This is a genomic window from Bacillus cereus group sp. BfR-BA-01380 (genome assembly GCF_022663535.1).
GTDB lineage: Bacteria > Bacillota > Bacilli > Bacillales > Bacillaceae_G > Bacillus_A > Bacillus_A cereus_BB.
In genome coordinates, this window is record NZ_JAKUFS010000006.1 from 200,073 (window position 1) to 225,541 (window position 25,469).

Consider the following 25,469-nt stretch of genomic DNA (forward strand, 5'->3'; position numbering starts at 1 on the left):
TCATTTTCCTATTTACCGCTTCATTCTTATCCGCGAATTGCAGCAATTGCTGCCCCGCGATCTTTTTCATTATATACTGCAGATCCAGCAACGAGAACATTAGCTCCTGCTTCTACACATAATTTTGCTGTTTCTACATTCACGCCGCCATCAACTTCAATCTCTACTTGCAAATTACGTTCACGGATCACATCAGCAACTTGTTTAATTTTCGGCAATACAGAATGAATGAACTTTTGTCCGCCAAATCCTGGATTTACCGTCATAAATAGCACCATATCTACATCTTCTAATACATGTTCAATCATAGAAACCGGTGTATGTGGATTTAAAACAACACCCGCTTTAATGCCTTGTGATTTAATTAATTGAATTGTCCGATGTAAGTGCGGGCAAGCTTCTACATGTACCGTAATAATGTCCGCTCCTGCTTTCGCAAAAGCCTCAATATACTGATCCGGATTTTCAATCATAAGATGAACATCTAATGATAAAGAAGTAATTGGGCGAATAGCTTCCACAATTAACGGTCCAATTGTAATGTTTGGAACAAAATGTCCGTCCATTACATCAACATGTATGTAATCTGCTCCGCCTTTTTCTACATCTTTAATTTCTTCTCCCAATCTTGAAAAATCTGCTGATAAAATCGATGGTGCAATTTTAATCATAATTAATACCTCGGCTTTCTCTCTCTAATTTCTTCAATAAATTGCACATAGTGCTCATAACGATAGTTTGTAATATTCCCTTCTTCTACCGCTTCTTTCACCGCACACTTCGGTTCAGAAAGATGTGTACAACCTCTAAATTTACAGTATTGACTCTGTTCTTTCAACTCCGGAAAACAATATGTGAGATCTTCTACTTCTATATCGATGAAATCGAGTGAGCTAAATCCAGGTGTATCGGCCACAAGCCCACTTCCTACTTCAATTAATTCCACATGTCTTGTCGTATGCTTACCTCGTCCCAAATGAGCTGAAATCCCACTCGTCTTTAGTGCTAAATCTGGACGTAACACATTTAAAAGTGAAGATTTCCCTACACCAGATTGACCTGCTACAACAGAAACACATCCTTCTAAAAACGGCTTTAACACTTCTATACTTTCTGATGTTGTCGTTGAAGTGAATATAACATCATATCCAATTGCCATGTAATCCTTCGCATATGCCTCAATCATTTCACGTGTTTTCACATCTATTAAGTCCATCTTACTAATACAAATAATTGGCTTAATATTATGAAACTCAATTAAAACTAAAAACCGATCTAATAGCAATGGATTGAATTCTGGTTCTACGGCTGAAAACACAAGAAGTGCTTGATCAATATTCGCAATCGGTGGACGCACAAGTTCATTTTTTCGTTCTAATATCTCTAGAACATACCCTTCACTCGGATTATCAGCCTGAAATACAACTTGATCACCAACAAGCGGTGTAATCTTATTCTTACGAAATACACCACGCCCTCGGCACTGTGTTATCCCTTCTTCATGCTGCACATAGTAGAACCCACTTAAAGCTTTTATAATTTTCCCTTCTGGCATACATTCTCTCCTTTATTTATCCCGCTATTCGCGGGCAGTAATACTCCCATCTCAAAATTCAGCGAAAGCATCGTCCAGTTCCAGTGACTAGAATGTTCGGTGGCTTCGCCCCCTCGGACGAGGCAAAAAGCGCCTCTCTGCCTTGGGCGTGGGCGTCCTGCGATTCTGAGCGAGCCGCTTCCGCTTTCCTTAAAAAGTTTAGTGGGAGATAAACTGCCCGTAAAAGCCCGATTGGTGAGGGCCGAAAATCCCCACTGATTAAAGTTTCACTTTATTGTGTTGGATACAAAACTTCTTTTTCAATTAAGGTCGTTCCATCACGAACAATTTTGTAACGCCCTTTTTTTCCTTCTTGAATAATAAAATCAAGAGAGACTGTCGTTGACTCCGTTATTGTTCTCGTTTCAAGCGGTTTATCCATAGTATTTTTCATATCTTCTTTATATATTTCAATCGTTTGCGGTGTTTTCTCTCCAGTTGCTGGTCCTTGATACTGAATTTGGATATTATCAACTTTCACAATTTTTGTTGGTTTTTCTTTCTGTCCATCAGAGAAAGTAATCGTTACTTTTGCCCCTTCTTTTAAGTTCGTATCCGGCTTTGGTGATTGGGAAATAACTAGCCCCTTATCCACTTTATCGGAATACTCTCTTTTTATTTCTGGCACAAGCTTTTTCTCGTTTAAATAGCTATTCACACTACTTTCTGTCCAACCAGAAAAATCGGCGAGGCTAATTTGTTTTGGCCCTTTACTAATCCACACCTTTACCTCTTGCTCTGCTTCTACAATAAGTTGCCCTGCTTCTGGAATTTGTTCCACAATTTCACCTTGCGGCTTGTCACTTTCAATATAATAAGGAATAACCCCTTTATATGGAATCAATTCATCTTTAGTGTTGTCATAATCTTTCCCTATTAAATTAGGCATTTTTTTCTTTTGCTTTCCACCTGATTTAAAAATCGTAATTTTTGTACCTTTTCGTACAACTCGATCTGCCGCTGGACTTGTTTTAATAACCTTACCTTCTTCTACTGCATCTGTATATACAGTTTGCGGCGATGTCAAGTCGAATCCTTTAAGTGTATTCACCGCTTTTTCATATGTCATCCCAGACACATCCGGCACTTTGACTTCCTTTGGAATAAAGAAACCTGGAATCACCGTCACTGCTAATATTCCACAAACGACTAAAAATAGGAACGTTGTTAACAAAATTTTAAGCCAACGATTGCTTTTTTTCTTCTTTTGTTTTTCTGGTTCGTCCTGCTGCTTTTCTTCTTTCGGCTTTCCAGGTAAAATAATTGTTTCTTCAGTAGTTGCACTTATTAACTGTTCCTGCTGAATGATAGGAATCGCTTTTGTTGCTTCCATATCTTCTGGTATATAGAAAGGTTGTTCATTTATTCGCTCTGGATATAATGCAGTTGCAATATCACGGTTCATTGCATTTACAGACTGATAACGATGAAACGGATCTTTCGCTGTTGCTTTTAAAATAATATTTTCTACACTTTGCGGAATATCAGGATTCCACCTTTTGGGAGATGGTGTTTCATTTTGTAAATGTTTAAGCGCAATAGAAACAGCAGATTCTCCAGAAAATGGCGGCCTTCCAGTTAATAATTCAAACATTACAATCCCAAGAGAATAAATGTCTGATTGCTTATTTGCAACACCACCTCTTGCCTGTTCAGGAGATAAATAATGAACAGAACCAAGAACAGAATTTGTGTGTGTTATAGTAGTTGCACTTGTCGCAGTTGCAATCCCAAAGTCTGTAACCTTCACAACACCATCATTTCGAATTAAAATGTTATGAGGCTTAATATCACGATGGACAATTTCAAAATGATGCGCATGAGCCATCGCAGCAGTTAATTGTTCCATAATATCAATCGCTTCTTCTACAGGAAGAAGACCTCGCTGTTGTATGTATTGTTTTAACGTTTGACCTGGTACATATTCCATAACAAGATAATAGATTCCATCTTCTTCTCCAACATCATACATATTCACAATATTTGGATGAGATAACGTTGTAACCGACTGTGCTTCTCGATGGAAACGCTTAATAAATTCCTCATTATTTGAATAGTCAAGCCGCAGCATTTTTACAGCTACATCACGATCGAGTATGTCATCATGTGCCAAATATACATTGGCCATTCCCCCGCCGCCAATCATTTTTAGTAGCTTGTAACGGTCATTTAGGCGTCTTCCAATCATCACGTTGTCATTCACCTACTTTCGTTCGCCGAGTCCGCATAATCAATAATGACAAGAGTAATATTGTCTTCCCCTCCAAAATCATTTGCAAGCTGCACAAGTTGCTCACTTTTTGCTTGCAGAGGCTCATCAGATTTTAAAATCTCTTGCATATTACTCATTGCAACTTTATTAGATAATCCATCCGAACAGAGTAACAGTTGATCTCCCTCTTCTAATACTAAGGTTTTCACATCTAATATAACGGTTTCTTCCGTACCAAGTGCCCTAAGTAAAACATTTTTTCTAGGATGATATTCAGCATCTTCTTTTGAAATTTCTCCATGCCGAACGAGTTCATTTACAAGGGAATGATCTTCTGTAATAAGTGACATATAATCATCTGATAACATATAACAACGACTATCTCCAATATGACCAATCGTAACAAAAGTATTCGTACATATAGCAGCAACGATCGTCGTCCCCATTCCACTACATTCTGGATGTTCTCCAGAATATTTATATACTCGTTCATTAATAATTTGAGCATGATTATATAACCATTGTTCTGCTTTTTTAGGCGTATTCATATTATACGTTTGTTTCCAATAGTCATGGAACAATTGGATTGCCATCGAGCTAGCAACATCGCCTGCTCGATGACCTCCCATTCCATCTGCTACAACAGCTAAAACCTCTCCATCTAAATTATGAAATACTCCTGCACTATCTTCATTATGTTGACGAACCTTTCCTTTATCAGATAGAAACACGGTTTTCATTATTTCACCTCGTCTCTTCTTTGCGCTCCTTTGCACGCAACTGACCGCAGGCTGCATCAATATCATGACCTTGTTCACGACGAATTGTTACGTTAACACCACGATCTTTTAATGTTTTTTCAAACAAGAAAATTTGCTCACGCGGCGTTCTCACATAATCGCGTTCTGGTACGTAGTTAACTGGAATTAAGTTAACATGACATTTCACACCTTTTAACAGCTGAGCTAATTCTACAGCATGTTCGACTTGGTCATTTTCTCCTCCAAATAAGCCATATTCAAACGTAACACGGCGCCCTGTTTTTTCAGTATAATATTTAATAGCTTCCATTAAATCTGGCAGCTTGTACGCTCGGTTAATTGGCATTAATTTTGAACGCAGCTCTGTATTTGGAGCATGTAAAGAAACCGCAAAATTAATTTGTATATTTTCTTCAGCAAACTTATAAATTTTCGGGATAATTCCACTTGTTGATACCGTCATATGACGAGCCCCAATGTGAAGACCTTTTTCATGATTCACGATGCGTAAAAACGCCATTAAACTGTCATAATTATCAAACGGTTCTCCGATTCCCATTACAACAAGAGAGCTAACACGCTCATCTGAAGCGTCTAACTCACGTTGTACTTCAACTACTTGCGCAACAATCTCACCAGCTTCTAAATTACGTTTTAAGCCGCCAAGTGTTGACGCACAAAATGTGCAGCCAATTCGGCACCCAACTTGTGTTGTCACACAAATTGAATTTCCATATTCATGGCGCATTAATACTGTTTCAATCGAATAACCATCATGCAGTTGGAATAAAAATTTAATCGTTCCATCTGAAGATGTTTGTTTTACTAATGTTTTTAAAGTCGTAATATCAAAGGAATTCGACAATTTTTCACGCAATCCTTTAGAAAGGTTTGACATATCCTCAAAAGTTGTTACTCTTTTTTTGTATAGCCAATCAAAAATTTGACCGGCACGGAATTTAGGTTCTCCTTGTTCCTTTAGCCATTGTTCCATATCATGAAGCTGCAAGGAATAAATAGATGGTTTTTTTTCTTCTAATTCTTTTTTTTGTTTTTTCACAGTTGTTTCCATGATGCTACACCTTCTTTCTTAAACAAGCAATATAAAATCCATCCGTTGCAAAGTAATGTGGCAAAATTTGCACTTCACCATTAACTACATAAGGATGCACAGCTTTTGGTAATCGGTCTTTCATTGTTGCATCCCATTCAAATTCAGGATGTGATTGTAAAAACTGCTCTATTACTTGTTCATTTTCTACTTTCTCAATTGTACACGTACTATAAACAAGACGTCCTCCTTTTTTCAACAAAGGAGCTACCTTTTCTAAAATAGATAGTTGAATATTAGCAAGTCTTTCACTATCTTCTTTCTGTTTCCCTATTTTAATATCTGGTTTACGGCGGATTACTCCAAATCCAGAACACGGTGCATCTACTAATACTTTATCAAAGCTTTCTTGTTCAAAATGCTCTTGCACTTTCCGTGCATCAAGAGCTTTCGCTTCTACATTTTCTAATTCAAGACGCTTTGCTTGCTGCTGAATTAAACGCACTTTATGTGGGTGTAAGTCAAGAGAAATAACTTTTCCCGTTCCTCCCAAACGTTCTGCAATATGCGTCGTTTTCCCACCAGGAGCAGCGCAGCTATCTAGAACTATATCTCCTGCCTCTGGATCAAGCGCACGAGCTACAAGCATAGAACTTTCATCTTGAATAGATAACATTCCTTCTTGAAATGCTTCTGTATGAGCTACATTCCCTTTTTCAATTTGAATCGCATCTTCCGATAAATCGCCATGCTTTGCCTGAATTCCTTCTGTTTCTAACATTTTGAGCGCATCTTCTATAGACGCTTTCGCTACGTTAACGCGAGCTGTCGGAACTGGCGGGAGTATGTTTACTTCGCACATTTGCTTTGCCGTTTCAATTCCGTATGCTTCTATCCATTCTTTAACAAGCCATTCTGGATGACTTGTTGCAATAGCAAGACGCTTTTCCGGACTTTTAATCTCATCTAGTGATGGAATACCTTCACGCTGAATCGAACGAAGTACTCCATTCACAAGTCCGGCGATTCCTTTATGGCCACGACGCTTCGCAATTTCAACCGCTTCATGAATGGCTGCCCGTTCTGGAACACGATCTAAATATAACATTTGATATAAAGAGAGACGAAGCAATACTTTTACCCACAGTTCAATCTTTTTTCGTAAAAACGGCTGTAAATAATAATCAAGTGTATCGCGTCGTTGAATTGTTCCGTATACAATTTCAGTTAACAATCCAACATCTTTTTTATCAATACTATTTTTTTCAATAAGGTTGTTTAAAAGCAAATTGCTATATGCGCCGCTTTTTTCAACTTGCGTTAAACCGTCAAGAGCTAATTCACGAACGTTTTGTTTCATGCGTCTTCTCCTAACTTCGTACCTATTTCAGGCTTTGTTCCACGTAAAAATTGTGAACAGTCCATGCGTTTTTTACCAGATGGTTGCAACTCAGTAATCTTAATTGCCGTTGCATTTCCTGTAGCCACAACGAAACCATCTTCTTCAATTGCAACAACTGTTCCAGCTTCAGCTTTCTCTGTGACAGGAACTTTTTCTCCCCACCATACTTTTACAACTTGTCCTGCTAATGTCGTATAAGCAACTGGCCAAGGATTTAAGCCACGAATATGATTGTAAATCTCTTCTCCAGTTTTCGACCAATCAATCTTTTCCTGCTCACGTTTAATATTATAAGCAAATGTTGCTTCTTCCTCATTTTGTTTAATTGGTTCTAACTTTTCTTGTATTAAAAGCGGCACCGTTTCAGATAATAACTGAGCTCCAGCTACGCTTAATTTATCAAATAATGAGCCGGTTGTTTCACGTTCAGTAATTTCGACTTCTACTTGCGTTAAAATATCACCCGCATCTAATTTTTCAACCATATACATAATCGTAATGCCTGTTTTTTCTTTTCCTTGCATAATCGAATAATGAATAGGTGCACCGCCGCGAAGTTCTGGAAGTAACGAAGCATGGACATTAATACATCCATATTTCGGCGCTTCTAAAATTTCATTTGGAACAATTTGTCCGAATGCAGCTGTCACAATCAAATCTGGCTCTAATGCCAACACCTTTTCATATTCATCTTTTTCACGAATCTTTAACGGTTGTAATACCGGAATACCATGTTTTTCTGCTTCAACTTTCACAGGCGTTGGGGTTAACACTTTTTTTCTACCTACTGGACGATCAGGCTGCGTCACAACACCAATCACATCATATCCATCTTCAATAAGACGACGAAGCACCGGCACTGAAAAGTCCGGTGTTCCCATAAATACAACTTTCACCATTTGAAAAACTCTCCTTTTACATCTCTTCTAATTCATTTTCCTCATAATATCGCGTTACTTTCGATGTAAACAACACACCATGTAAATGATCGATTTCATGTTGAATTGCACGGGCCAAAAAGCCGTCTGCTTCTAATAAAAACACTTTACCACGACGATTTTGGGCACGTACTTTAATATACTCAGCACGTGTTACATCACCAAAAAGCCCCGGAAAACTTAAGCAGCCTTCGGGACCTACTTGTTCACCACGTTTTTCTAAAATAACAGGATTAATTAATTCAATCTTCCCGTTATCATCATCAATGTCTACAACAGCAACTTGCAGACTAACACCAACTTGCGGCGCTGCTAATCCAACACCATCCGCAATTAACATTGTTTCGTGCATATCTTTTAAAAGCTTCACTAACTTTTTATCAAAATTAATAACACGTTCACACGGTGTTTCTAATACTTCATTTGGATGTTTTACAATTTCTAATGTTGCCATACTACTCTCCTTTTCAACATACAATCAAATTGAAACTTCCATCAATGGAGGCAACTCCATTGATGATTTGCTTGCCTATTTAGGCACATGCCAGCAGTACGGGCAACGAGGCCCTTCTTCCTAGCTTATAAAAGTTTCACTCTATTTTATCCATTTGCCTCTAAATTCAGCTCTACTACATCAACATAGTTGGATTAAAATCAATTGAGATTTGCAAATCTTTTTGCATTTCTGCCTGATAATGTTCATTTACCATTTTAAGCACGTACTTTAAGTTTGGTTCCCGTTTGTATTTTATCATGCATTGGTATCGATATCTATCTTTTATACGAGGAATTGCCGAAGCAACTGGACCTAAGATCATCGTTTGCTGTGAGCAATGTTGTCGTAAAAAACCTACAATTTTTTCTGTTACCTGCACTGCTTTTAATAATTCCGGGTGAGATACTGTAACTAACGTAACATAATAATATGGTGGATATTGCCGCATTTTCCTCATATACATTTCACGCTCAAAAAACAAATCATACTTCTGCTTTTTTGCTAATTCTATACTATAGTGTTCAGGTGTATACGTTTGGATCACAACTTCTCCTGGAAGTTCGTGACGTCCAGCTCGGCCGCTTACTTGCGTTAAAAGCTGATATGTTTTTTCACTCGCCCGAAAATCCGGCAAATGCAACATTGTATCTGCTGTCAATACACCTACAAGCGTCACATTTGGAAAATCAAGACCTTTCGCAATCATTTGCGTTCCAAGTAAAATATCCGCCTCTCCTGCTCCAAATGATTTCAGGAGCTTTTCATGCATCCCTTTACGACTTGTCGTATCCACATCCATTCGAATAACGCGTGCTTCTGGAAACAATTTTGTAATTTCTTCTTCAACCTTTTGTGTCCCTGTCCCAAAGAAGCGGATATAGGAACTATTACAAGCAGGACAAGCATTCGGTAAATTTTCCTCATAACTACAATAATGACATTTCAAGCGGTTATTCATTCTGTGATATGTAAGTGAAATATCACAATGCGGGCATTGCACGACATATCCGCAATCACGGCACATAACAAATGTCGAATGCCCTCTTCTGTTTAAAAAAAGCACCATTTGTTCTTTTTTCTCTAATCGATCTGCTATCTTCTCATGAAGAAGCTGAGAAAACATAGAACGATTGCCATCACGAAGCTCTTCTCTCATATCAATAATCTCAACTGCTGGCAAATCCATTTCATTCATCCGTTTTGTCATTGTAAGCAGCTTATATACACCTTTTTTTGCACGAGCGAACGATTCTAGTGTGGGTGTAGCACTTCCTAATACAACAGGACAATTGTGATATTCTCCCCGCCGAATTGCAACAGTACGTGCGTGGTAGCGTGGATTGTCCTCTTGTTTGTAACTCGATTCATGTTCTTCATCAATAATAATAATTCCTAAATTCTCAAATGGTGCAAAAATCGCTGAACGCGCCCCTACAACTACTTTAACTTCTTTCCGCAAGATTTTACGCCATTCATCATATTTTTCCCCAACAGACAATGCACTATGAAGAACTGCAACTTGCGAGCCAAAACGCCCTTTAAAACGATCCACCATTTGCGGAGTTAACGAAATCTCCGGTACAAGTACAATGGCTTCTTTTCCTTTTCTAAGCACTTCTTCAATTGACTGTAAATAAACTTCTGTTTTTCCACTCCCTGTTACACCGTACAGTAAAAACGTCTCATGCTTCTCTTCTGTAATGGAAATTAAGATCGGCGCAATAACTTGTTGTTGCTCTTCTGTAAGCGGGAATGGTTTTGTGCGCTCAAAAGTATCATCATCATACGGATTTCGATATACTTCCACATATTTTTCAGCTAACAAACCTTTTTTCACAAGAGATTTAATGGGAGCATCCGTCATTTGCAATTCTTCCATTACTATTTTTAATGGTACAGACCGATAGTGTTCCATGAAATAATACAATACATCTTGCTGCTTTTTACTCTTTAAATGAAAAGCCGTTTCCTCTAATTCTTCATGAGGCAAAACAGGTTGAATCATTTTTTGTTTTTTCTTTTGCGCTTTATCTTTTACTTCATAAACAACTTCCACAGTGCCTTTCGCAATTTCTATTTGTACTGCACGGTACAAATGTGGTTGTTCATCAAGCACGTTCCAATCGATGCTTTCTTTTCCTTGAAAGAGCAATTTCACATTGGCCGCTACGTCTTCCGGTCGATGAAGACGTAGCTGTTTTTTATATGTCGCTTTAATTGCTGTTGGCAACATAACTTGGAACGCCGAAATGGTGAAACAAAGTGTTTCTTCTGTAAGCCACTTTCCAAGCTGCAACAATTCCTTATTTAATACAGGTGTTACATCTAACAATTCATGCAATGTTTTCAACTTATTTACATCTACATCTACTGTATCTTTTATCCCGATGACAAATCCTTGTAATTTTCGCGGTCCAAATGGAACAACAACTCGCATACCCGTTTGAACAAGATCTTCCCAACGCTTAGGAATAATATAATCGAATGGCCTATCCGTTTGCCTTGCTGGAACATCGACAATTACACTTGCAAATTTCATGCAGGATCCACTTCCAGCATTTTTTCAACTTGCAGTAAAATTTCTCTCGCTACTTCCTGCTTTGTTAGTAGCGGCAATTCAACCACGGCGCCATTTCGTTTATACATCGTCACAATATTTGTGTCCGTACCAAACCCTGCTCCTTCTGCTTTTACATCATTGGCAACAATCATATCAGCATTTTTTTCGCGTAATTTTTTCGTTGCATACTCTTCAACGTTTGTTGTTTCTGCTGCAAAGCCAATGAGTAATTGATGTTCCTTTTTCTCACCTAATGTTTTCAAAATATCTGTCGTTCTTTCTAATTCAATAACTGTATCGCCGCTTTTCTTTTTCATCTTCTCATCGTATACAAACTTTGGACGGTAATCCGCTACTGCTGCTGTTTTGATTACAACATTCATATTGGTATAATGATGTAAAACTGCCTCTAACATATCTTGTGCAGATTGCACTTGTATTGTCGTTACATTCGCAGGCGGCGTTAGCGCCGTTGGACCAGAAATAAGAATGACTTCTGCACCAAGACTTGCCGCAACTTCCGCAAGTGCATATCCCATTTTCCCAGAAGAAAAATTCGTCATAAAACGAACTGGGTCAATTTTTTCACGTGTCGGTCCCGCCGTCACCAATATTCGTTTTCCTTGCAGCGGCTTCTCTTGCGAAAAACTCCGTTCTAACATTGCTACAATGTTTTCTGGTTCTTCTAATCGACCTTTGGCAACATATCCGCAAGCTAAAAATCCTTCTCCAGGCTCAATAAATGTATAACCTAATTGTTTTAACGTTTGCATGTTTTTTTGGACAACTGGATTTTCGTACATATGAACATTCATCGCAGGTGCAATCCACACTGGAGCTGTCGTTGCAAGAAGCGTCGTTGAAACCATATCATCGGCAAGACCATTTGCAAATTTACCAATAATGTTTGCTGTCGCTGGTGCAACAAGTACAATATCAGCCCAGTCTGCCAAATCAATATGAGCAATAACTGCTGAATCTTTTTCATCAAATGTATCTGTATATACATCATGGCGAGAAAGTGCTTGAAATGTAAGCGGTGTAACAAACTTCATTGCCGACTCACTCATTATTACTTTTACAAGCGCACCTGCCTGTGTTAATTTACTTGTTAGCGCAGCTGCTTTAAATACAGCAATTCCTCCTGTGACACATAAAAGTATTTTTTTCCCTTTTAACATAAGTCTCGTCCTCTTTCTTTCATGACTCCTATCGGAACTTCAAGTCACTTATCATCACAGCATACAAGTACAAGCTGTCGTTATTCTATATACTACATGAATCCATTTTGATTTTTCGACATCGTAAAAAAATAACAACCTACTTGTAAATAGGTTGTTACTGTTACATAGAAAAGTATAGTATCTATGCCTCTATTTGTCGAAAAGAAAGCTTTATTTTTGATTGTTATCTTCACTTGGTTCGTATTTTAATAATTGTGCATTAATTTCTTCTAATGATTTCCCTACAAATTTATGAGATACCGGTTTTTCAACAGCACAATCATCATGCTCTTGCATTTCACGAGCGCGCTTTGCAGCTACTGTTACTAGTGTATATTTAGAATCAATTTTTTGTAATAATGAATCAATAGATGGGTTTAACATATTACATTTCCTCCGTCATTTCTTTATAATATTTTGCTACTCGCTCACGGCGACAATGTTCACCTATCACAATCGCATTAATACGTTCGCAAGCAAGTTCTACTTCATCGTTTTCTACTACGTAGTCATAAGCATCCATCATTTCGATTTCTTCTTTTGCTACTGTTAAACGATTTTGAATTACTTCCTCTGTTTCTGTACCACGACCCACAATGCGGTTTTTTAGCTCCGATAAACTTGGAGGAGCTAAAAAAATAAATACTCCTTCTGGAAAAGCTTTCTTTACTTGAATTGCACCTTGCACTTCAATTTCTAAAAAAACGTCTTTCCCTTGCTGCAATGTTTGCTCTACATAATCAATTGGTGTTCCGTAATAGTTTCCAACAAACTCCGCCCATTCAAGCAGTTTATTGTTACGAATCATCTCTTCAAACTCTTCTCTTGTTTTAAAGAAATAATCAACGCCGTCTACTTCTCCTTCACGCGGTTTACGTGTTGTTACAGAAATAGAATATTGTAAATTTGTATCTTCTTGACTGAACAATTCCTTTCGAACTGTTCCTTTTCCAACACCAGAAGGCCCTGAAAGAACAATGAGCAACCCTCTTCTACTTCTCATATATATGTTAAACCTACCCTTCGTCACTTAAATCTTCTTTATTGTTTAACCGATGTGCAATTGTTTCTGGTTGTATTGGACTTAATACAATATGTCCATCATCCATAACAATCACCGCTCGTGTTTTTCGACCATAGGTAGCATCAAGTAGCACATTTTGTTCGCGAGCTTCTTGTACTAACCTTTTAATCGGTGCTGATTCCGGACTTACAATGGAAATAATTCGATGTGCAGATACGATATTTCCATATCCAATGTTTAAAAACCGCATGGCCATAATTTGCGCCTCCTAGTAAGTCTATCCGATTTCTCCCTCTTGTATAACTTCGTATACAATTGACAGCTACTCAATATTTTGTACTTGTTCACGAATTTTTTCAAGATTATTTTTCATTTCAACAACATATTTGGAAATTGTTAAATCATTTGCTTTTGAACCAATTGTATTAATTTCACGATGCATCTCTTGTACGATGAAATCTAATTTCCTTCCAACTGGCTCTTTACTTTGCAGCGCCTCTTGAAATTGTTCTAAATGACTTTGCAAACGAACTAATTCTTCATGAATATCACAGCGGTCTGCAAACACTGCTATCTCTGTAAGTAATCGTTGTTCTTCTAATTCTTGATTATGTAATTCTTTCAAACGGTTTTCTAAGCGTTCACGATATTTTTGAATGACTGACGGTGCATACGGGACAATGGCATGCAAGCACGTATAAATCCCTTGTAAACGATGCTCCAAATCTTTATGTAGTCGTTCCCCTTCACCATCACGCATCGTTTTTAACATATGAGCTGCGCGGCGAACCGCTTCATACAAACTATGTTCAAACGCTTCATTTACATTTTCAACTTCTTCAATTGCTGTCACTTCCGGCATAGCAATAAGCTGCTGTAATGTAATCGAATCCTGTAATTGAAATTTTTCCTTTGTTTCTTCCATAATGAGCTTATATTGCTCTAAAAGGGACCAATCCACGCGTAACTTCCGTTCAACGAGTCCTTCCCCTTCAACAATAATCGATACTTCAATACGTCCGCGGTCTACTTGTTCTGCAATTAATTTGCGAATTTTATCCTCGAACACCATCATTTGTTTCGGAAGACGAATATTCATCTCTAAAAAACGATGGTTGACCGACTTCATTTCTACTGTAATTTGGAACGCATCGCTTTCTACTTTTGCACGTCCAAAACCTGTCATACTCGAAATCATTTTATCACATCCAAGCCATGATCTTACTCAATGAAAAAGGTAATAGAGATTCTACTCTACTACCTTTTCAAATTATAGCATACTTTTATCTCATTTACTATTTCAAGTTTACCCCTCTTTTAAATACAATTGTTTTCTTCTTTTCGGACTTCCCAGTTAGTAAAGATCCTACTAATAAAAATGTTGGAATAGAAGAAAGCCCAACGATTAAGAGCCAATCTCTTGCTTGAATTGGCATCGTACTAAAAATTGGTTGCAACGGCGGATAATATATCACTACTAGCATGAGTAAAATCGAAATAATGACCGCTCCTACTAAGTACATATTTCCAAATGGATTACGGTGAAAAACAGAATGCTTACTGCGGCAATCAAACACATGAATAAGCTGAGCTAAAACAAGTGTTGCAAATGCAACTGTTTGCGCATACTTTAATTCATTTGGATGTTGATTGTATGCAATAATGAATGCTAAGAGTGTCATCGTACCGATTAAAAAACCACGGCTCACAATTTTCCATGCAAGCCCTCTCGCAAATACCCCTTCTTTAGGATGACGTGGTTTTTGTCGCATCACATCACCTTCTGCTGCATCAAGTCCGAGCGCCATCGCTGGCAAACCATCTGTTACTAAATTCACCCATAAGATTTGAATGGGTACGAGCGGCAATGGCAATGCTAATATCATTGCAAATAGCATAACTAAAATTTCGCCAACATTAGACGCTAATAAATAACGAATAAACTTACGAATGTTTTCGTAAATATTTCTTCCTTCTTTAATTGCTGTTTTTATAGTTGCAAAATTATCATCTAATAGCACAAGAGATGATGCTTCTTTCGCAACATCTGTCCCCGTAATCCCCATCGCCACACCAATATCAGCTGCTTTTATAGCCGGCGCATCATTCACGCCATCACCGGTCATTGCCACAATATGATCTTTATTTTGCAACCCCTTCACAATTTTTAATTTATGTTCCGGAGAAACACGTGCAAAAACATATGTTTCATCCACAATATCTTCCAATTCTTCAACTGACATGTTTGCAAGTTCGATTCCTTCCACAACGCGGCCGCCATGTGGTAAAATTCCAAGCTGCTCTGCGATCGCCATCGCTGTTACTTTATGGTCTCCTGTAATCATAATTGTTTTAATACCCGCCTCTTTACACTCTTGTACTGCTTGCTTCACTTCCGGTCTTGGCGGATCGATCATTCCTTGCAATCCAATAAACATTAAATCTCGTTCTGCTTCTCGTTCACTTTGCAATTGCTCTGTTGTTTTTAATGGTTTAAAAGCAATTGCAATTGTACGAAGTGCTTGACTTCCTAAATGATAAATTGCCGTTTGTACTTCATTTCGATACAATTCTGTTAATGGCTGCTGTTTATTTCCCCATAAAATGGTTTGACTCATTTGTAATAAAACATCAGGTGCCCCCTTTGTTATTACAAATTTTTTCCCTGCCTTGTCACGAACAATTACACTCATCATTTTCCGTGTTGAATCAAACGGAAACTCGTGAATGACCTCAAATTGATCCTTTATCCCTTCTCTTGAAATACCAGCCTTCATCGCCGCTGCAACGAGTGCACCTTCTGTCGGATCACCATCTAATACATATGTTTTTTTCTTTTTCACAATATTTGCGTTGTTACATAAGCATCCAAATGTGAGAAGCTGATATAAAGATCGAGCTGCTGTCGGATTTATTTTCTGATCACCTTTCATAAATTCGCCTTTTGGTTCATAGCCTTGCCCCGTTACATTCCACGTTTCACCACTCGACCATACATGTGTGACCATCATTTTATTTTGCGTCATTGTCCCTGTTTTGTCTGAACAAATGACAGATGCACATCCTAAAGTTTCAACCGCAGGTAGCTTTCTTACAATTGCTCTTTTCTTAATCATCCGCTGAACACCAAGTGAGAGTGCTACTGTCACAATGGCTGGCAACCCTTCAGGAATTGCTGCAACAGCAAGCGAAACACCCGCTAAAAACATATGATATGTTTCATTTCCTTGATAAACACCAACTAATACAACGAGTGCCGTTAAAATTAATGCAACGATAATCAAAATTTTCCCAAGCTGCTCAAGTCTTCTCTGCAATGGTGTTTCATTTTGCTCCGCATTTTGCAGCATATTTGCAATTTGTCCCATTGCTGTATTCATTCCTGTTCCAATAACAACTCCAATACCAGATCCTCTCGTAATCATCGTTCCCATGAAAGCCATATTTGTTTGATCACCAATTGAAACATCAGCACCATGCAGAACATCTATTTTCTTTTGGACTGGCACTGATTCTCCAGTTAATGCTGACTCTTCAATATATAGACTTGAAGCTTCAATGAGCCGTACATCCGCACCGATACGATCCCCGCTTGAAAATTTAATAATATCTCCAAGCACAAGGCCTTTCGAAGGAATTTTCATCCACTTTCCATTTCGAAGGACAGTTACTTGCGGGGCGGCAAGCTCTTTTAATGCTTCCAGTGATTTTTCTGCTTTTCTCTCTTGAAAAAAGCCGAGAATCCCGTTAATAATGACAATGGCCACAATCGCAATGGCATCAACATATTCTCCTAAAAAAGCAGAAATTATCGTTGCTCCAAACAAAACAAGTACCATAAAATCTTTAAATTGCGCCAAGAACACAACAAGTGCAGAAGGCCGTTTTGCTTCTTGCAATTCGTTTGGTCCAAGTTTTTCCAGACGAACTTCCACCTCTTGTCCCGTCAATCCTGTTTTTACATTTGTATTCGTTCGCTCTTCTACTTCATGTGCACGCAGTTCATACCAATTCATCTCGCCACCTACCTCCTGATTGCAGACATGCTCTAATGAAAGCTTATTCAGCCTCGTCCGAAAAAATGCTATAATTAACTTTTAGTGAGAAAGGAGTGTTTAACGTGGCATTCGATGGATTATTTACAAGAGCAATCACACATGAAATTGCAAATTCTCTTCAAACAGGAAGAATTTCAAAAATATACCAACCGTCAAAATATGAAATTTTATTACATATTCGGGCAAACGGAAAAAATCAAAAATTAATTCTTTCCGCACACCCAACATATGCACGGATGCATCTAACAACTCAAAATTATGACTCCCCGGCATTACCGCCAATGTTTTGCATGCTTCTTCGTAAACATTTAGAAGGTGGATTCATTGAAAAAATTGAACAAATCGATTTAGAACGAATGATTCAAATTACAATTCGCAGCCGTAATGAAATTGGTGATGAATCATTAAAAACATTAATCATTGAAATTATGGGGCGTCATAGCAATATCATTTTAGTAGACTCCAAAACAAATACAATTTTGGATAGCTTAAAACACGTTTCTTTAGCGGTAAACCGTCACCGCACTGTATATGGCGGAGCTGAATATGTTGCACCGCCAACGCAACAGAAAATCAATCCCTTGCAAATTGAAACGCAAGAAGAATTTATCGGGCCGCTCGACTTTTTATCAGGAAATATGGATAAACAACTCGTAGGTGCTTTTATTGGGATCTCTCCACTATTTGCAAAAGAAGTAGTTTCAAAAGCTGGTATGGTGAATGAGCGTACATTATCCGAAGCATTTTTCACACTACAAAAACCGCTGCTACAACATGAGTATACGCCTTCGATGATCATAGCAAATGGGAAAGAATTCTTTTACTTATTCCCACTTTCACACTTAAAAGGTGAAGAGAAAACATTCTCATCTGTCAGCGAATTACTAGATCGATTCTTCTTCGGAAAAGCAGAGCGTGACCGCGTAAAGCAACAGGCCCATGATTTAGAACGGTTTATGCAAAATGAAAAAGCCAAAAATGAAAAGAAATTAATTAAATTACAAAAAACGTTAGAAGACGCGGGAAAAGCAGATAAATATCAACTTTTTGGTGAATTGCTTACAGCTAATATGTACGCAATGAAAAAAGGCGACAAAGAAATTGAAGTTATCAATTACTATGATGAAAATAGCGGAACTGTAAAGATTACATTAGATCCACTGCGCACTCCATCAGAAAATGCACAGCGTTATTTCCAAAAATATCAAAAAGCCAAAAATTCTGTCGCAATCGTTGAAGAACAAATCAAAAAAACACACGAAGAAATCATTTACTTTGACAGCTTACTACAACAAATGGAAGCTGCTTCTTCTAAAGATATTGAAGAAATTCGCGACGAACTAGCTGAAGAAGGATATATGCGGAATCGCAGGGCGAAAAATGGAAAGAAAAAACCAGCGAAACCTATATTAGACAAATATATTGCAAGTGACGGAACAGAGATTTTAGTCGGGAAAAATAACAAACAAAACGATTATTTAACAAATAAACTTGCACGCCGGGATGAAATTTGGCTTCATACGAAAGACATTCCAGGATCACACGTAGTCATCCGCTCATTAGAGCCAAACGACGAAACATTAATGGAAGCAGCAAAGCTCGCTGCTTACTTTAGTAAAGCAAAAGAATCGAGCTCAGTTCCAGTCGATTATACGAAAATTCGTCATGTGAAAAAGCCAAGCGGAGCAAAACTTGGGTTTGTGACATACGATAATCAACAAACGGTATATGTAACACCAGATACAGACACAGTGATGAAATTAAAGGCTTAAAGATACAAATTAAAAATTCCGATACACTCTCCTCGTTTCATTTCATTCACGAGGAGAGTTTTTATGTACATTACATATTCCATAAAAAAATTGAAGAGAATCGAAAGTGCTATAAAATGATAGATCAAAAATGCCTCGTAACCCCATATCGTACGATAAAGTGAAACTTTAATCAGTGGGGGTTTTCTTCATCCCCCACTGATTATCAGCCCTCACCAATCAGGCTTTTACAGGCAGTTTATCTCCCGCCTAACTTCTTAAGAAAAGCGGAAGCGACTCGCTCAGAATCGCAGGACGCCCACGCACAGGGCGGAGAGGCGCTTTTTGCCTCGTCCGAGGGGGCGAAACGACCGGAGATTCTAGCCGCTAAAGCTGGACGAGCCACTGGAACTGGACAATGCTTTCGCTGAATTTTGAGGCGAGAGTATTACTGCCCACAAATAGCGGGATAAACAATAAGAATCCATTTTGAAAAAAGATTTCAAAATGGATCTCACATTTAATATGAATGATTGAACTTTCATAAAAAAGTTTGTTCATTTTTTTACTCAGCATTTACTGACCTCTGTTGCTCTAAATCTGTTTTTCATACTATAAAAATGTAGACAAATGGAGAATAACATAGAAATCACTGCAAAATAAATCAGTGTAATAGCTCCCATTCCTAAAGACAATACAATTCCACCTAGAGTAGCACCTATTGCACTCCCTAAATAATTAACAGAACTGTTTAATGCCACCGCTGAACTTCCATTATTCGGCTGGTATGATAATAAAATATGCTGTTGCGGTGCTTGACTCGCCCAGCCCATTGCTCCCCAGACAAAGAACGGTAAATACTTTAATAGTGGTAAGTTAATCATTAGTGGTATACATATAATAGATATTGTTAAAGTGATTAAAATTATTGTAACCAAAGTTTTTGGCTTTTTAAAATGATCGATTAGATAACCAATCATGATACTTCCAAACAATCCTCCTAACCCCCATGCCCAAAGATACATCGTTACATTACTAGCGACTGTAATTTCTTTCAATAATGGTAATAGATATGTGTATAGTCCTAAACTGGAAACGCTACCAAAAAATGTTATACACACAGTTATAGTTACCCTTTTATCTAGGAACATCTTTAACCTTTCATTTAGTGCAGGAGGAGGTGTAGTTGGGAAATCTGGAAGAAATTTAAGCATACCTAACATAGCGATTACACCAATGATAACTAATAGCCAAATTGTTGCTTTCCACTCAAACAGGTCAGAAATATAAAGACCAAAAGGAACTCCAAGCACCGTCCCTATGCTCATACCTCCTATAGTCAAGCCTAGAGCCCTTCCTTTCTTTTCGTTTGAAACTAGCTGTGCAGAGGCTGCTACAGCTAATGGTGAGAATAGACCAGCTCCTGCCCCAGCAATTGCTCTAGATAATAAGAGAATGGAAAATGTAGGAGCGAGAGCTGTAATACCATTAGCGATGGTAAAGACAAGCATTGAACATATTAATACTTTTTTGATCGGTTTTCCGGCAAGTAGAGAGGAAAATAATGGTGCTGATATAGCGTAAAATAAAGTAAATATACTAACGGCTTGCCCTACTTGTGACATATTTTTATGATATGTTTCACTAATCCCTGGGATAAGTCCTGCAATAATATAAGCATCAAAACCCAAGGCAAACATGCCCAATGATAATAATAAAACTTTTTTCATAAGTAAATCCTCCTTAACTTATAGGCGATAAACATTCTGTGTAGTAGAATCCCTTATTAATTATTATAATTATATATACACATATAACAAATTCTAAGGGTAGTGTTACAAACACCCCTTGTTCATTCTAGTTTAAAAATGAACCGGAACCGCATTAGATGATGACCTATAAGGTTATGTTATAATTGGAATATCTTTCATATTTAAGAGATTATCAAACAAACAACGAATAAGGAACAATCATTATTTTATGAGGATATAACAAATCGTTATAAGGTGTGGAGTGAATACAATGAATATAGATTGGTTACAAAGCTTTGCTGAAGCTGCTAAACAAAAAAGTTTTTCTAAAGCTGCAAAAACAAATAATATTTCTCAACCAGCATTGAGTAAACATATTCAAAATTTAGAAAATGATCTTGACATTGTGTTGTTTCACAGGAAGTCAACTGGTATTGAGCTTACGAAAGCTGGTGAACTTTTCTATACTCGAATTATGCCTGTTATTGCTGAAATAACCGCAATTCGTCAAGAATTACAACTATTTTGTAGTAATAGCCCTATAACCATAGGTAGTCTACCTAGTTTAGCCACTTACTATTTGCCCTCAAGGATTAAGGGACTTCGGATATCGGATAGACCCTTAAAATTAATACTTCAAAATACTTCTGCCGAACTGTTACACTCTTTACAAGAAGGAAGACTTGATGCAATCTTTGTTGATACTTTATATACTGGAGAATCGTTGTGGAGTTACGAATTGTTTACGGAATCTTACTATGCGATACTCCCTTTAGATCATCGATTTAAATCGAAAAAAACGGTTGAGCTTGCTGAATTGTGTGAAGAACCGCTAATTGTGCATCAAGCTCCTTGTGATACAAGAAAGCATATTATTGAACAAATGGAATTGCTCGGTCACAACCCAAACATAGTAAGCGAGGTAGCTTTTAGTGATTTTATCCTTGGATCCGTAACAGCTGGAATGGGCATAACTATACTTCCTGAGGTGATGGCTAAGAATATAGGTCATCTCGAACTTTTTGCCATACCGATTGTTAATTTTGGAAGAAAAAGAACGGTTTCATTAGTCACTCGGAATAATCAACTTGGTTCAAAGTTATATCAACTTACATCAAAAATTAATTAGACCTTTTATAAAAAGTTTATAAGATATTGATTCTCTTAACATGCAGAAGATACTTACTAAACGTACCCTGGTCCAACAAAAACAAACAATGGGCTAGCTTATAAAAAAGGTGTGTTAATTATGAATAAAAAACAATTGATGATAACTCAGTAATTGCTCGCTGTAAAAATACAGATGAAACAAACGACTTTTTCGTTCATTTTTTACACAATCATTTTGACTGTCAAATAATATAGACACAAAATCATCTTATGTGTCTATATTATTTGACATAGATCTAATGAAACTCTTTTCTCAGCAGCGCTTTACTCCCTATTCATGCTGAATAAACCATTTTTTCTCTTATACAAAATGTTGGCATTATTATTGCTTTATATAAGGGGATGAAAGGGAGGAATTAAATTGAATGCAAGAATAAAAAAAATACAAGAACAGCTACATCACTATGAAATAGACGGTTTACTTATTACAAAAAAAGAAAACCGTAGGTACGCAACTGGATTTACGGGTACTGCTGGAGTTGTCTTAATCTCACCTACAAATGCCGTATTTATTACAGATTTCCGTTATACAGATCAAGCGAAAGCACAAGTACACGAAGCAGAAATTATTATGCATAAAGGAAACATAGAACAAGAAATTGCCGCTCAAGTAGACAGATTACAAATTAAAAAACTAGGTATAGAAGAAAATAATATGACGCTGAAACAATACACAGCGTTAAAGAAATATACAAATATCGAACTTGTTCATGTAAATGAAATAATTGAGACAATTCGTACCGTAAAGGAAGACTTCGAAATCGAAATGATTAAAATTGCCGCTTGTATCGCAGATGATGCTTTTGGGCATATTACAACTTTTCTAAAACCTGGCGTATCCGAACGCGATGTAAGAGATGAATTAGAATTTTTCATGCGAAAACAAGGAGCTTCCTCTTCATCGTTTGACATTATCATAGCGTCCGGTACTCGCTCTTCTCTTCCGCACGGAGTAGCTACAAGTAAAATCATTGAAGACGGGGACATTGTTACATTAGACTTTGGTGCACTTTATAACGGATATTGCTCTGATTTAACGCGCACTGTTGCAATTGGCAGTTGTTCTGAAGAATTTGTAAAGATATACAACATTGTACTTGAAGCTTTAAAACGCGGTACTGAAGCAATTCGCCCAGGTGAGTCAGCAAAAACAATCGATGACATTACAAGAAATTACATTACTGAACATGGATACGGTGAATATTTCGGTCATTCAACAGGCCATGGAGTTGGATTAGAACTTCATGAACCTCTTCGACTATCAAAAGATAGTACAGACACACTGCAAGAAGGAATGGTTGTAACTGTAGAACCAGGTATTTATATCCCAAATTGGGGCGGTTGCAGAATTGAAGATGATATTGTCGTGACGAAAACTGGGCATGAAGTGATTACACATGCGAATAGAGAACTTATCGTTTTAGGATAAAGAGAAGCTTTTCATTTTTCCCCCCTCATAAATAGCGGTTATATTTAGAAGAATATAACCGCTATGAAATACTACTTATTCCGCTCATGGATTTAACTTATATGCTTTAATTGTGTGTCTTCTTTCTTTCTATTCCGTCCTTTAAGTAAAGCAAAACCAATTAAAATTACTAAAATTGTAAAACAAACCACTGTTCCAACCGAAATTCCATTACTAAACGTTGAGCCTATGAAAATAATACATAACCCCACGATTCCAATAATAGTCGTAGTTGGAAATAACTTCATTTTAAAATTAGGCATCGTTGAATAGTTAGGACGTAATTTAAGTTGCGCAAAACAAATACTTAACCAAAGCAATAACATTGTAAATCCTGGAATTGTCATCATTGTTCCTATAATACTATCTGGAGCAAAGTATGCTAGTCCTGCACCTATCAATAATAATAAGCCATTCAAAGAAATTGCAATGATTGGTGCACCTGATTTCGCAGTCTGTTTCAATATTTTTGGCGCTTCTCCTTTTTCAGCTAACGCAACCATTGTTCTGGAAGTAGCAAAAACTCCTGAATTCGCAGCTGAAAGAACTGCAGTTAATAAAACAAAATTCATAATGTGTGCAACACCTGGAATACCAATGGCATTCATTACTTGTATAAATGGACTTTCATTTCCTGCAACTTCATTCCAAGGTATTAATCCCGCAATAATTGTAATAGGTAAGATATAAAATATGATAACGCGCCAAACAACACCCTTTATCACTTTAGGTAAAACCTTTTCAACGTCTTTTGTCTCAGAAATTGCTACCCCTATTAACTCAGATCCTCCGAACGAAAACATTACAATAAAACAAGCACTAAATACTCCTTTCATACCATTTGGAAAGAATCCACCATGCCCTAATAAGTGTTGCGTTGGTGTTGATGGAGCAAAACTCGTTAGTCCAAATAAGACTGCTCCTCCTAAAAGGATGAATAGTACAAGTGCCAAAATTTTTATACTAGCAAACCAAAATTCCATTTCGCCGTAAAATTTCACCTGAAAGCTATTAATTCCCACAACTACAAGCGCACAAATAGCACTTAGTAACCAAAGAGGTACATTCGAAAACCAAAATTGTAAAAAAGATCCTGCAGCTAATATTTCTACAATTGTAACAAGCGTCCAGTTAATCCAGTATAGCCATCCAACGACAAATGATACATGAAAACCAAAAGCCTTATGAACTAAATGTTGAACATTATGATTTGGATAAACAACAGCCATTTCAGCTAAAGCCACCATAACAATCATCATTAATAATCCACCAAGTAAGTACGAAATAATTACGCCAGGCCCGGCAATCCCTAAAGTATCTCCGCTTCCTTTAAAAATACCCGTACCAATCATTCCCGCTAACGCTAAAAACTGCACATGTCTAGGTAATAACTCTTTCTTTAAGCCATCTTTCTTCATTCTTTTTTCCTCTTTCTGTTCCTAATTTTTTTAATTGTTTTGCAAGTGATTTTACATAGTAATAGCCATCTTTCATGGCTATTCACCTCCTTTACATCACTATTTTTATTTGATAGATGAATTGATTGTAGTGACTGAGTAGTTACAATTGATTTATATATATTATCTAAATAAAAAATCCCTACTGAAATTAATCAGTAGGGACGATCTTATTCGCGGTACCACCCTAATTATTGACAAACTTTATATGCCAATCTCTTCATTCTCTATAACGGCTCTTCACCGTCTTCCCCTTACTATTCGCTCGAAGAAGATGCTCCTGGATTGTAATTCATGTTGTTCTATGTACTGACTTACACCTACCGTCAGCTCTCTTTGACAGGGAGAACATACACTACTCTATTCCATTCATCGCTTATCTATTATTTAGTTGTTATGAAAATACAAAAAACCCTACTGAAATTAATCAGTAGGGACGATTTTATTCGCGGTACCACCCTAATTATTGACAAACTTTATATGCCAATCTCTTCATTCTCTATAACGGCTCTTCACCGTCTTCCCCTTACTATTCGCTCGAAGAAGATGCTCC

General features: G+C 37.4%; 20 protein-coding genes and 1 other annotated feature. Of the genes, 3 read left to right on the plus strand and 17 right to left on the minus strand.

Going from position 1 to position 25,469, the window contains the following annotated elements:
* Positions 1 to 26: 26 nt before the first annotated feature.
* The 15 genes from rpe to MR076_RS08350 all read right to left on the minus strand — a co-directional run bounded on the left by rpe (position 27) and on the right by MR076_RS08350 (position 17,277).
* Complete coding sequence (gene rpe, locus MR076_RS08280) at positions 27 to 671, minus strand: ribulose-phosphate 3-epimerase (RefSeq protein WP_242219552.1); 645 nt, start codon at positions 669 to 671, stop codon at positions 27 to 29.
* A gap of 2 nt (positions 672 to 673) precedes the next feature.
* The gene (gene rsgA, locus MR076_RS08285) at positions 674 to 1,555 is read right to left on the minus strand and encodes a ribosome small subunit-dependent GTPase A (RefSeq protein WP_242219554.1); all 882 of its coding nucleotides are present in this window, start codon (positions 1,553 to 1,555) and stop codon (positions 674 to 676) included.
* Positions 1,556 to 1,826: 271 nt separating this feature from the next.
* Positions 1,827 to 3,785 (minus strand): Stk1 family PASTA domain-containing Ser/Thr kinase, encoded by a 1,959-nt coding sequence (pknB, locus tag MR076_RS08290; RefSeq protein WP_242219555.1) that lies wholly within the window; start codon positions 3,783 to 3,785, stop codon positions 1,827 to 1,829.
* 8 nt (positions 3,786 to 3,793) lie between these two features.
* Positions 3,794 to 4,546 carry a Stp1/IreP family PP2C-type Ser/Thr phosphatase gene (locus MR076_RS08295; RefSeq protein ID WP_242219557.1) on the minus strand — a complete coding sequence of 251 codons (753 nt, stop codon included), beginning with the start codon at positions 4,544 to 4,546 and terminating at the stop codon, positions 3,794 to 3,796.
* A gap of 4 nt (positions 4,547 to 4,550) precedes the next feature.
* Positions 4,551 to 5,639: a dual-specificity RNA methyltransferase RlmN gene (gene rlmN, locus MR076_RS08300; RefSeq protein ID WP_242219559.1), complete on the minus strand. Its 1,089-nt coding sequence runs from the start codon at positions 5,637 to 5,639 to the stop codon at positions 4,551 to 4,553.
* Positions 5,640 to 5,643: 4 nt separating this feature from the next.
* Complete coding sequence (gene rsmB, locus MR076_RS08305) at positions 5,644 to 6,978, minus strand: 16S rRNA (cytosine(967)-C(5))-methyltransferase RsmB (RefSeq protein ID WP_242219561.1); 1,335 nt, start codon at positions 6,976 to 6,978, stop codon at positions 5,644 to 5,646.
* Positions 6,975 to 7,919 (minus strand): methionyl-tRNA formyltransferase, encoded by a 945-nt coding sequence (fmt, locus tag MR076_RS08310; protein WP_242219563.1) that lies wholly within the window; start codon positions 7,917 to 7,919, stop codon positions 6,975 to 6,977. Before fmt ends, rsmB begins: the two co-directional genes overlap by 4 nt.
* Positions 7,920 to 7,935: 16 nt before the next feature.
* Positions 7,936 to 8,412, minus strand: coding sequence for a peptide deformylase (def, locus tag MR076_RS08315; protein WP_242219565.1), 477 nt, complete (start codon positions 8,410 to 8,412; stop codon positions 7,936 to 7,938).
* A gap of 175 nt (positions 8,413 to 8,587) precedes the next feature.
* A complete protein-coding gene (gene priA, locus MR076_RS08320; protein ID WP_242219567.1) occupies positions 8,588 to 10,993 on the minus strand; it encodes a primosomal protein N' in 2,406 nt (801 codons plus the stop codon).
* Positions 10,990 to 12,195 (minus strand): bifunctional phosphopantothenoylcysteine decarboxylase/phosphopantothenate--cysteine ligase CoaBC, encoded by a 1,206-nt coding sequence (gene coaBC, locus MR076_RS08325; protein WP_242219569.1) that lies wholly within the window; start codon positions 12,193 to 12,195, stop codon positions 10,990 to 10,992. The genes priA and coaBC overlap by 4 nt, the downstream gene beginning before the upstream one ends.
* Positions 12,196 to 12,408: 213 nt before the next feature.
* Positions 12,409 to 12,621 (minus strand): DNA-directed RNA polymerase subunit omega, encoded by a 213-nt coding sequence (gene rpoZ / locus MR076_RS08330; RefSeq protein WP_242219571.1) that lies wholly within the window; start codon positions 12,619 to 12,621, stop codon positions 12,409 to 12,411.
* Position 12,622: 1 nt separating this feature from the next.
* Positions 12,623 to 13,240, minus strand: coding sequence for a guanylate kinase (gene gmk, locus MR076_RS08335; RefSeq protein ID WP_242219573.1), 618 nt, complete (start codon positions 13,238 to 13,240; stop codon positions 12,623 to 12,625).
* Between the two features lie 13 nt (positions 13,241 to 13,253).
* Positions 13,254 to 13,517 carry an extracellular matrix/biofilm regulator RemA gene (remA, locus tag MR076_RS08340; RefSeq protein WP_020059206.1) on the minus strand — a complete coding sequence of 88 codons (264 nt, stop codon included), beginning with the start codon at positions 13,515 to 13,517 and terminating at the stop codon, positions 13,254 to 13,256.
* A gap of 66 nt (positions 13,518 to 13,583) precedes the next feature.
* Positions 13,584 to 14,459 carry a YicC/YloC family endoribonuclease gene (locus MR076_RS08345; RefSeq protein ID WP_242219575.1) on the minus strand — a complete coding sequence of 292 codons (876 nt, stop codon included), beginning with the start codon at positions 14,457 to 14,459 and terminating at the stop codon, positions 13,584 to 13,586.
* Between the two features lie 97 nt (positions 14,460 to 14,556).
* Positions 14,557 to 17,277, minus strand: coding sequence for a calcium-translocating P-type ATPase, SERCA-type (locus MR076_RS08350; RefSeq protein WP_242219576.1), 2,721 nt, complete (start codon positions 17,275 to 17,277; stop codon positions 14,557 to 14,559).
* Between the two features lie 104 nt (positions 17,278 to 17,381).
* Between MR076_RS08350 and MR076_RS08355 the strand changes: the two genes are divergently transcribed.
* Positions 17,382 to 19,091: an Rqc2 family fibronectin-binding protein gene (locus tag MR076_RS08355; RefSeq protein ID WP_242219578.1), complete on the plus strand. Its 1,710-nt coding sequence runs from the start codon at positions 17,382 to 17,384 to the stop codon at positions 19,089 to 19,091.
* 548 nt (positions 19,092 to 19,639) lie between these two features.
* Here the strand turns inward: MR076_RS08355 and MR076_RS08360 are convergent.
* A complete protein-coding gene (locus MR076_RS08360; protein WP_242219580.1) occupies positions 19,640 to 20,800 on the minus strand; it encodes an MFS transporter in 1,161 nt (386 codons plus the stop codon).
* A gap of 292 nt (positions 20,801 to 21,092) precedes the next feature.
* Between MR076_RS08360 and MR076_RS08365 the strand changes: the two genes are divergently transcribed.
* Together MR076_RS08365 and MR076_RS08370 are read left to right on the plus strand one after the other, a co-directional pair.
* Positions 21,093 to 21,950 carry a LysR family transcriptional regulator gene (locus tag MR076_RS08365; RefSeq protein WP_242219582.1) on the plus strand — a complete coding sequence of 286 codons (858 nt, stop codon included), beginning with the start codon at positions 21,093 to 21,095 and terminating at the stop codon, positions 21,948 to 21,950.
* 402 nt (positions 21,951 to 22,352) lie between these two features.
* Complete coding sequence (locus MR076_RS08370; RefSeq protein WP_242219584.1) at positions 22,353 to 23,420, plus strand: M24 family metallopeptidase; 1,068 nt, start codon at positions 22,353 to 22,355, stop codon at positions 23,418 to 23,420.
* Between the two features lie 92 nt (positions 23,421 to 23,512).
* On the opposite strand, the gene MR076_RS08375 is transcribed toward MR076_RS08370, so the two are convergent.
* The gene (locus MR076_RS08375) at positions 23,513 to 24,877 is read right to left on the minus strand and encodes an amino acid permease (protein WP_242219586.1); all 1,365 of its coding nucleotides are present in this window, start codon (positions 24,875 to 24,877) and stop codon (positions 23,513 to 23,515) included.
* A 196-nt stretch (positions 24,878 to 25,073) separates the two neighbouring features.
* Positions 25,074 to 25,298 (minus strand) — a binding site (T-box leader).
* Positions 25,299 to 25,469 lie beyond the last annotated feature (171 nt).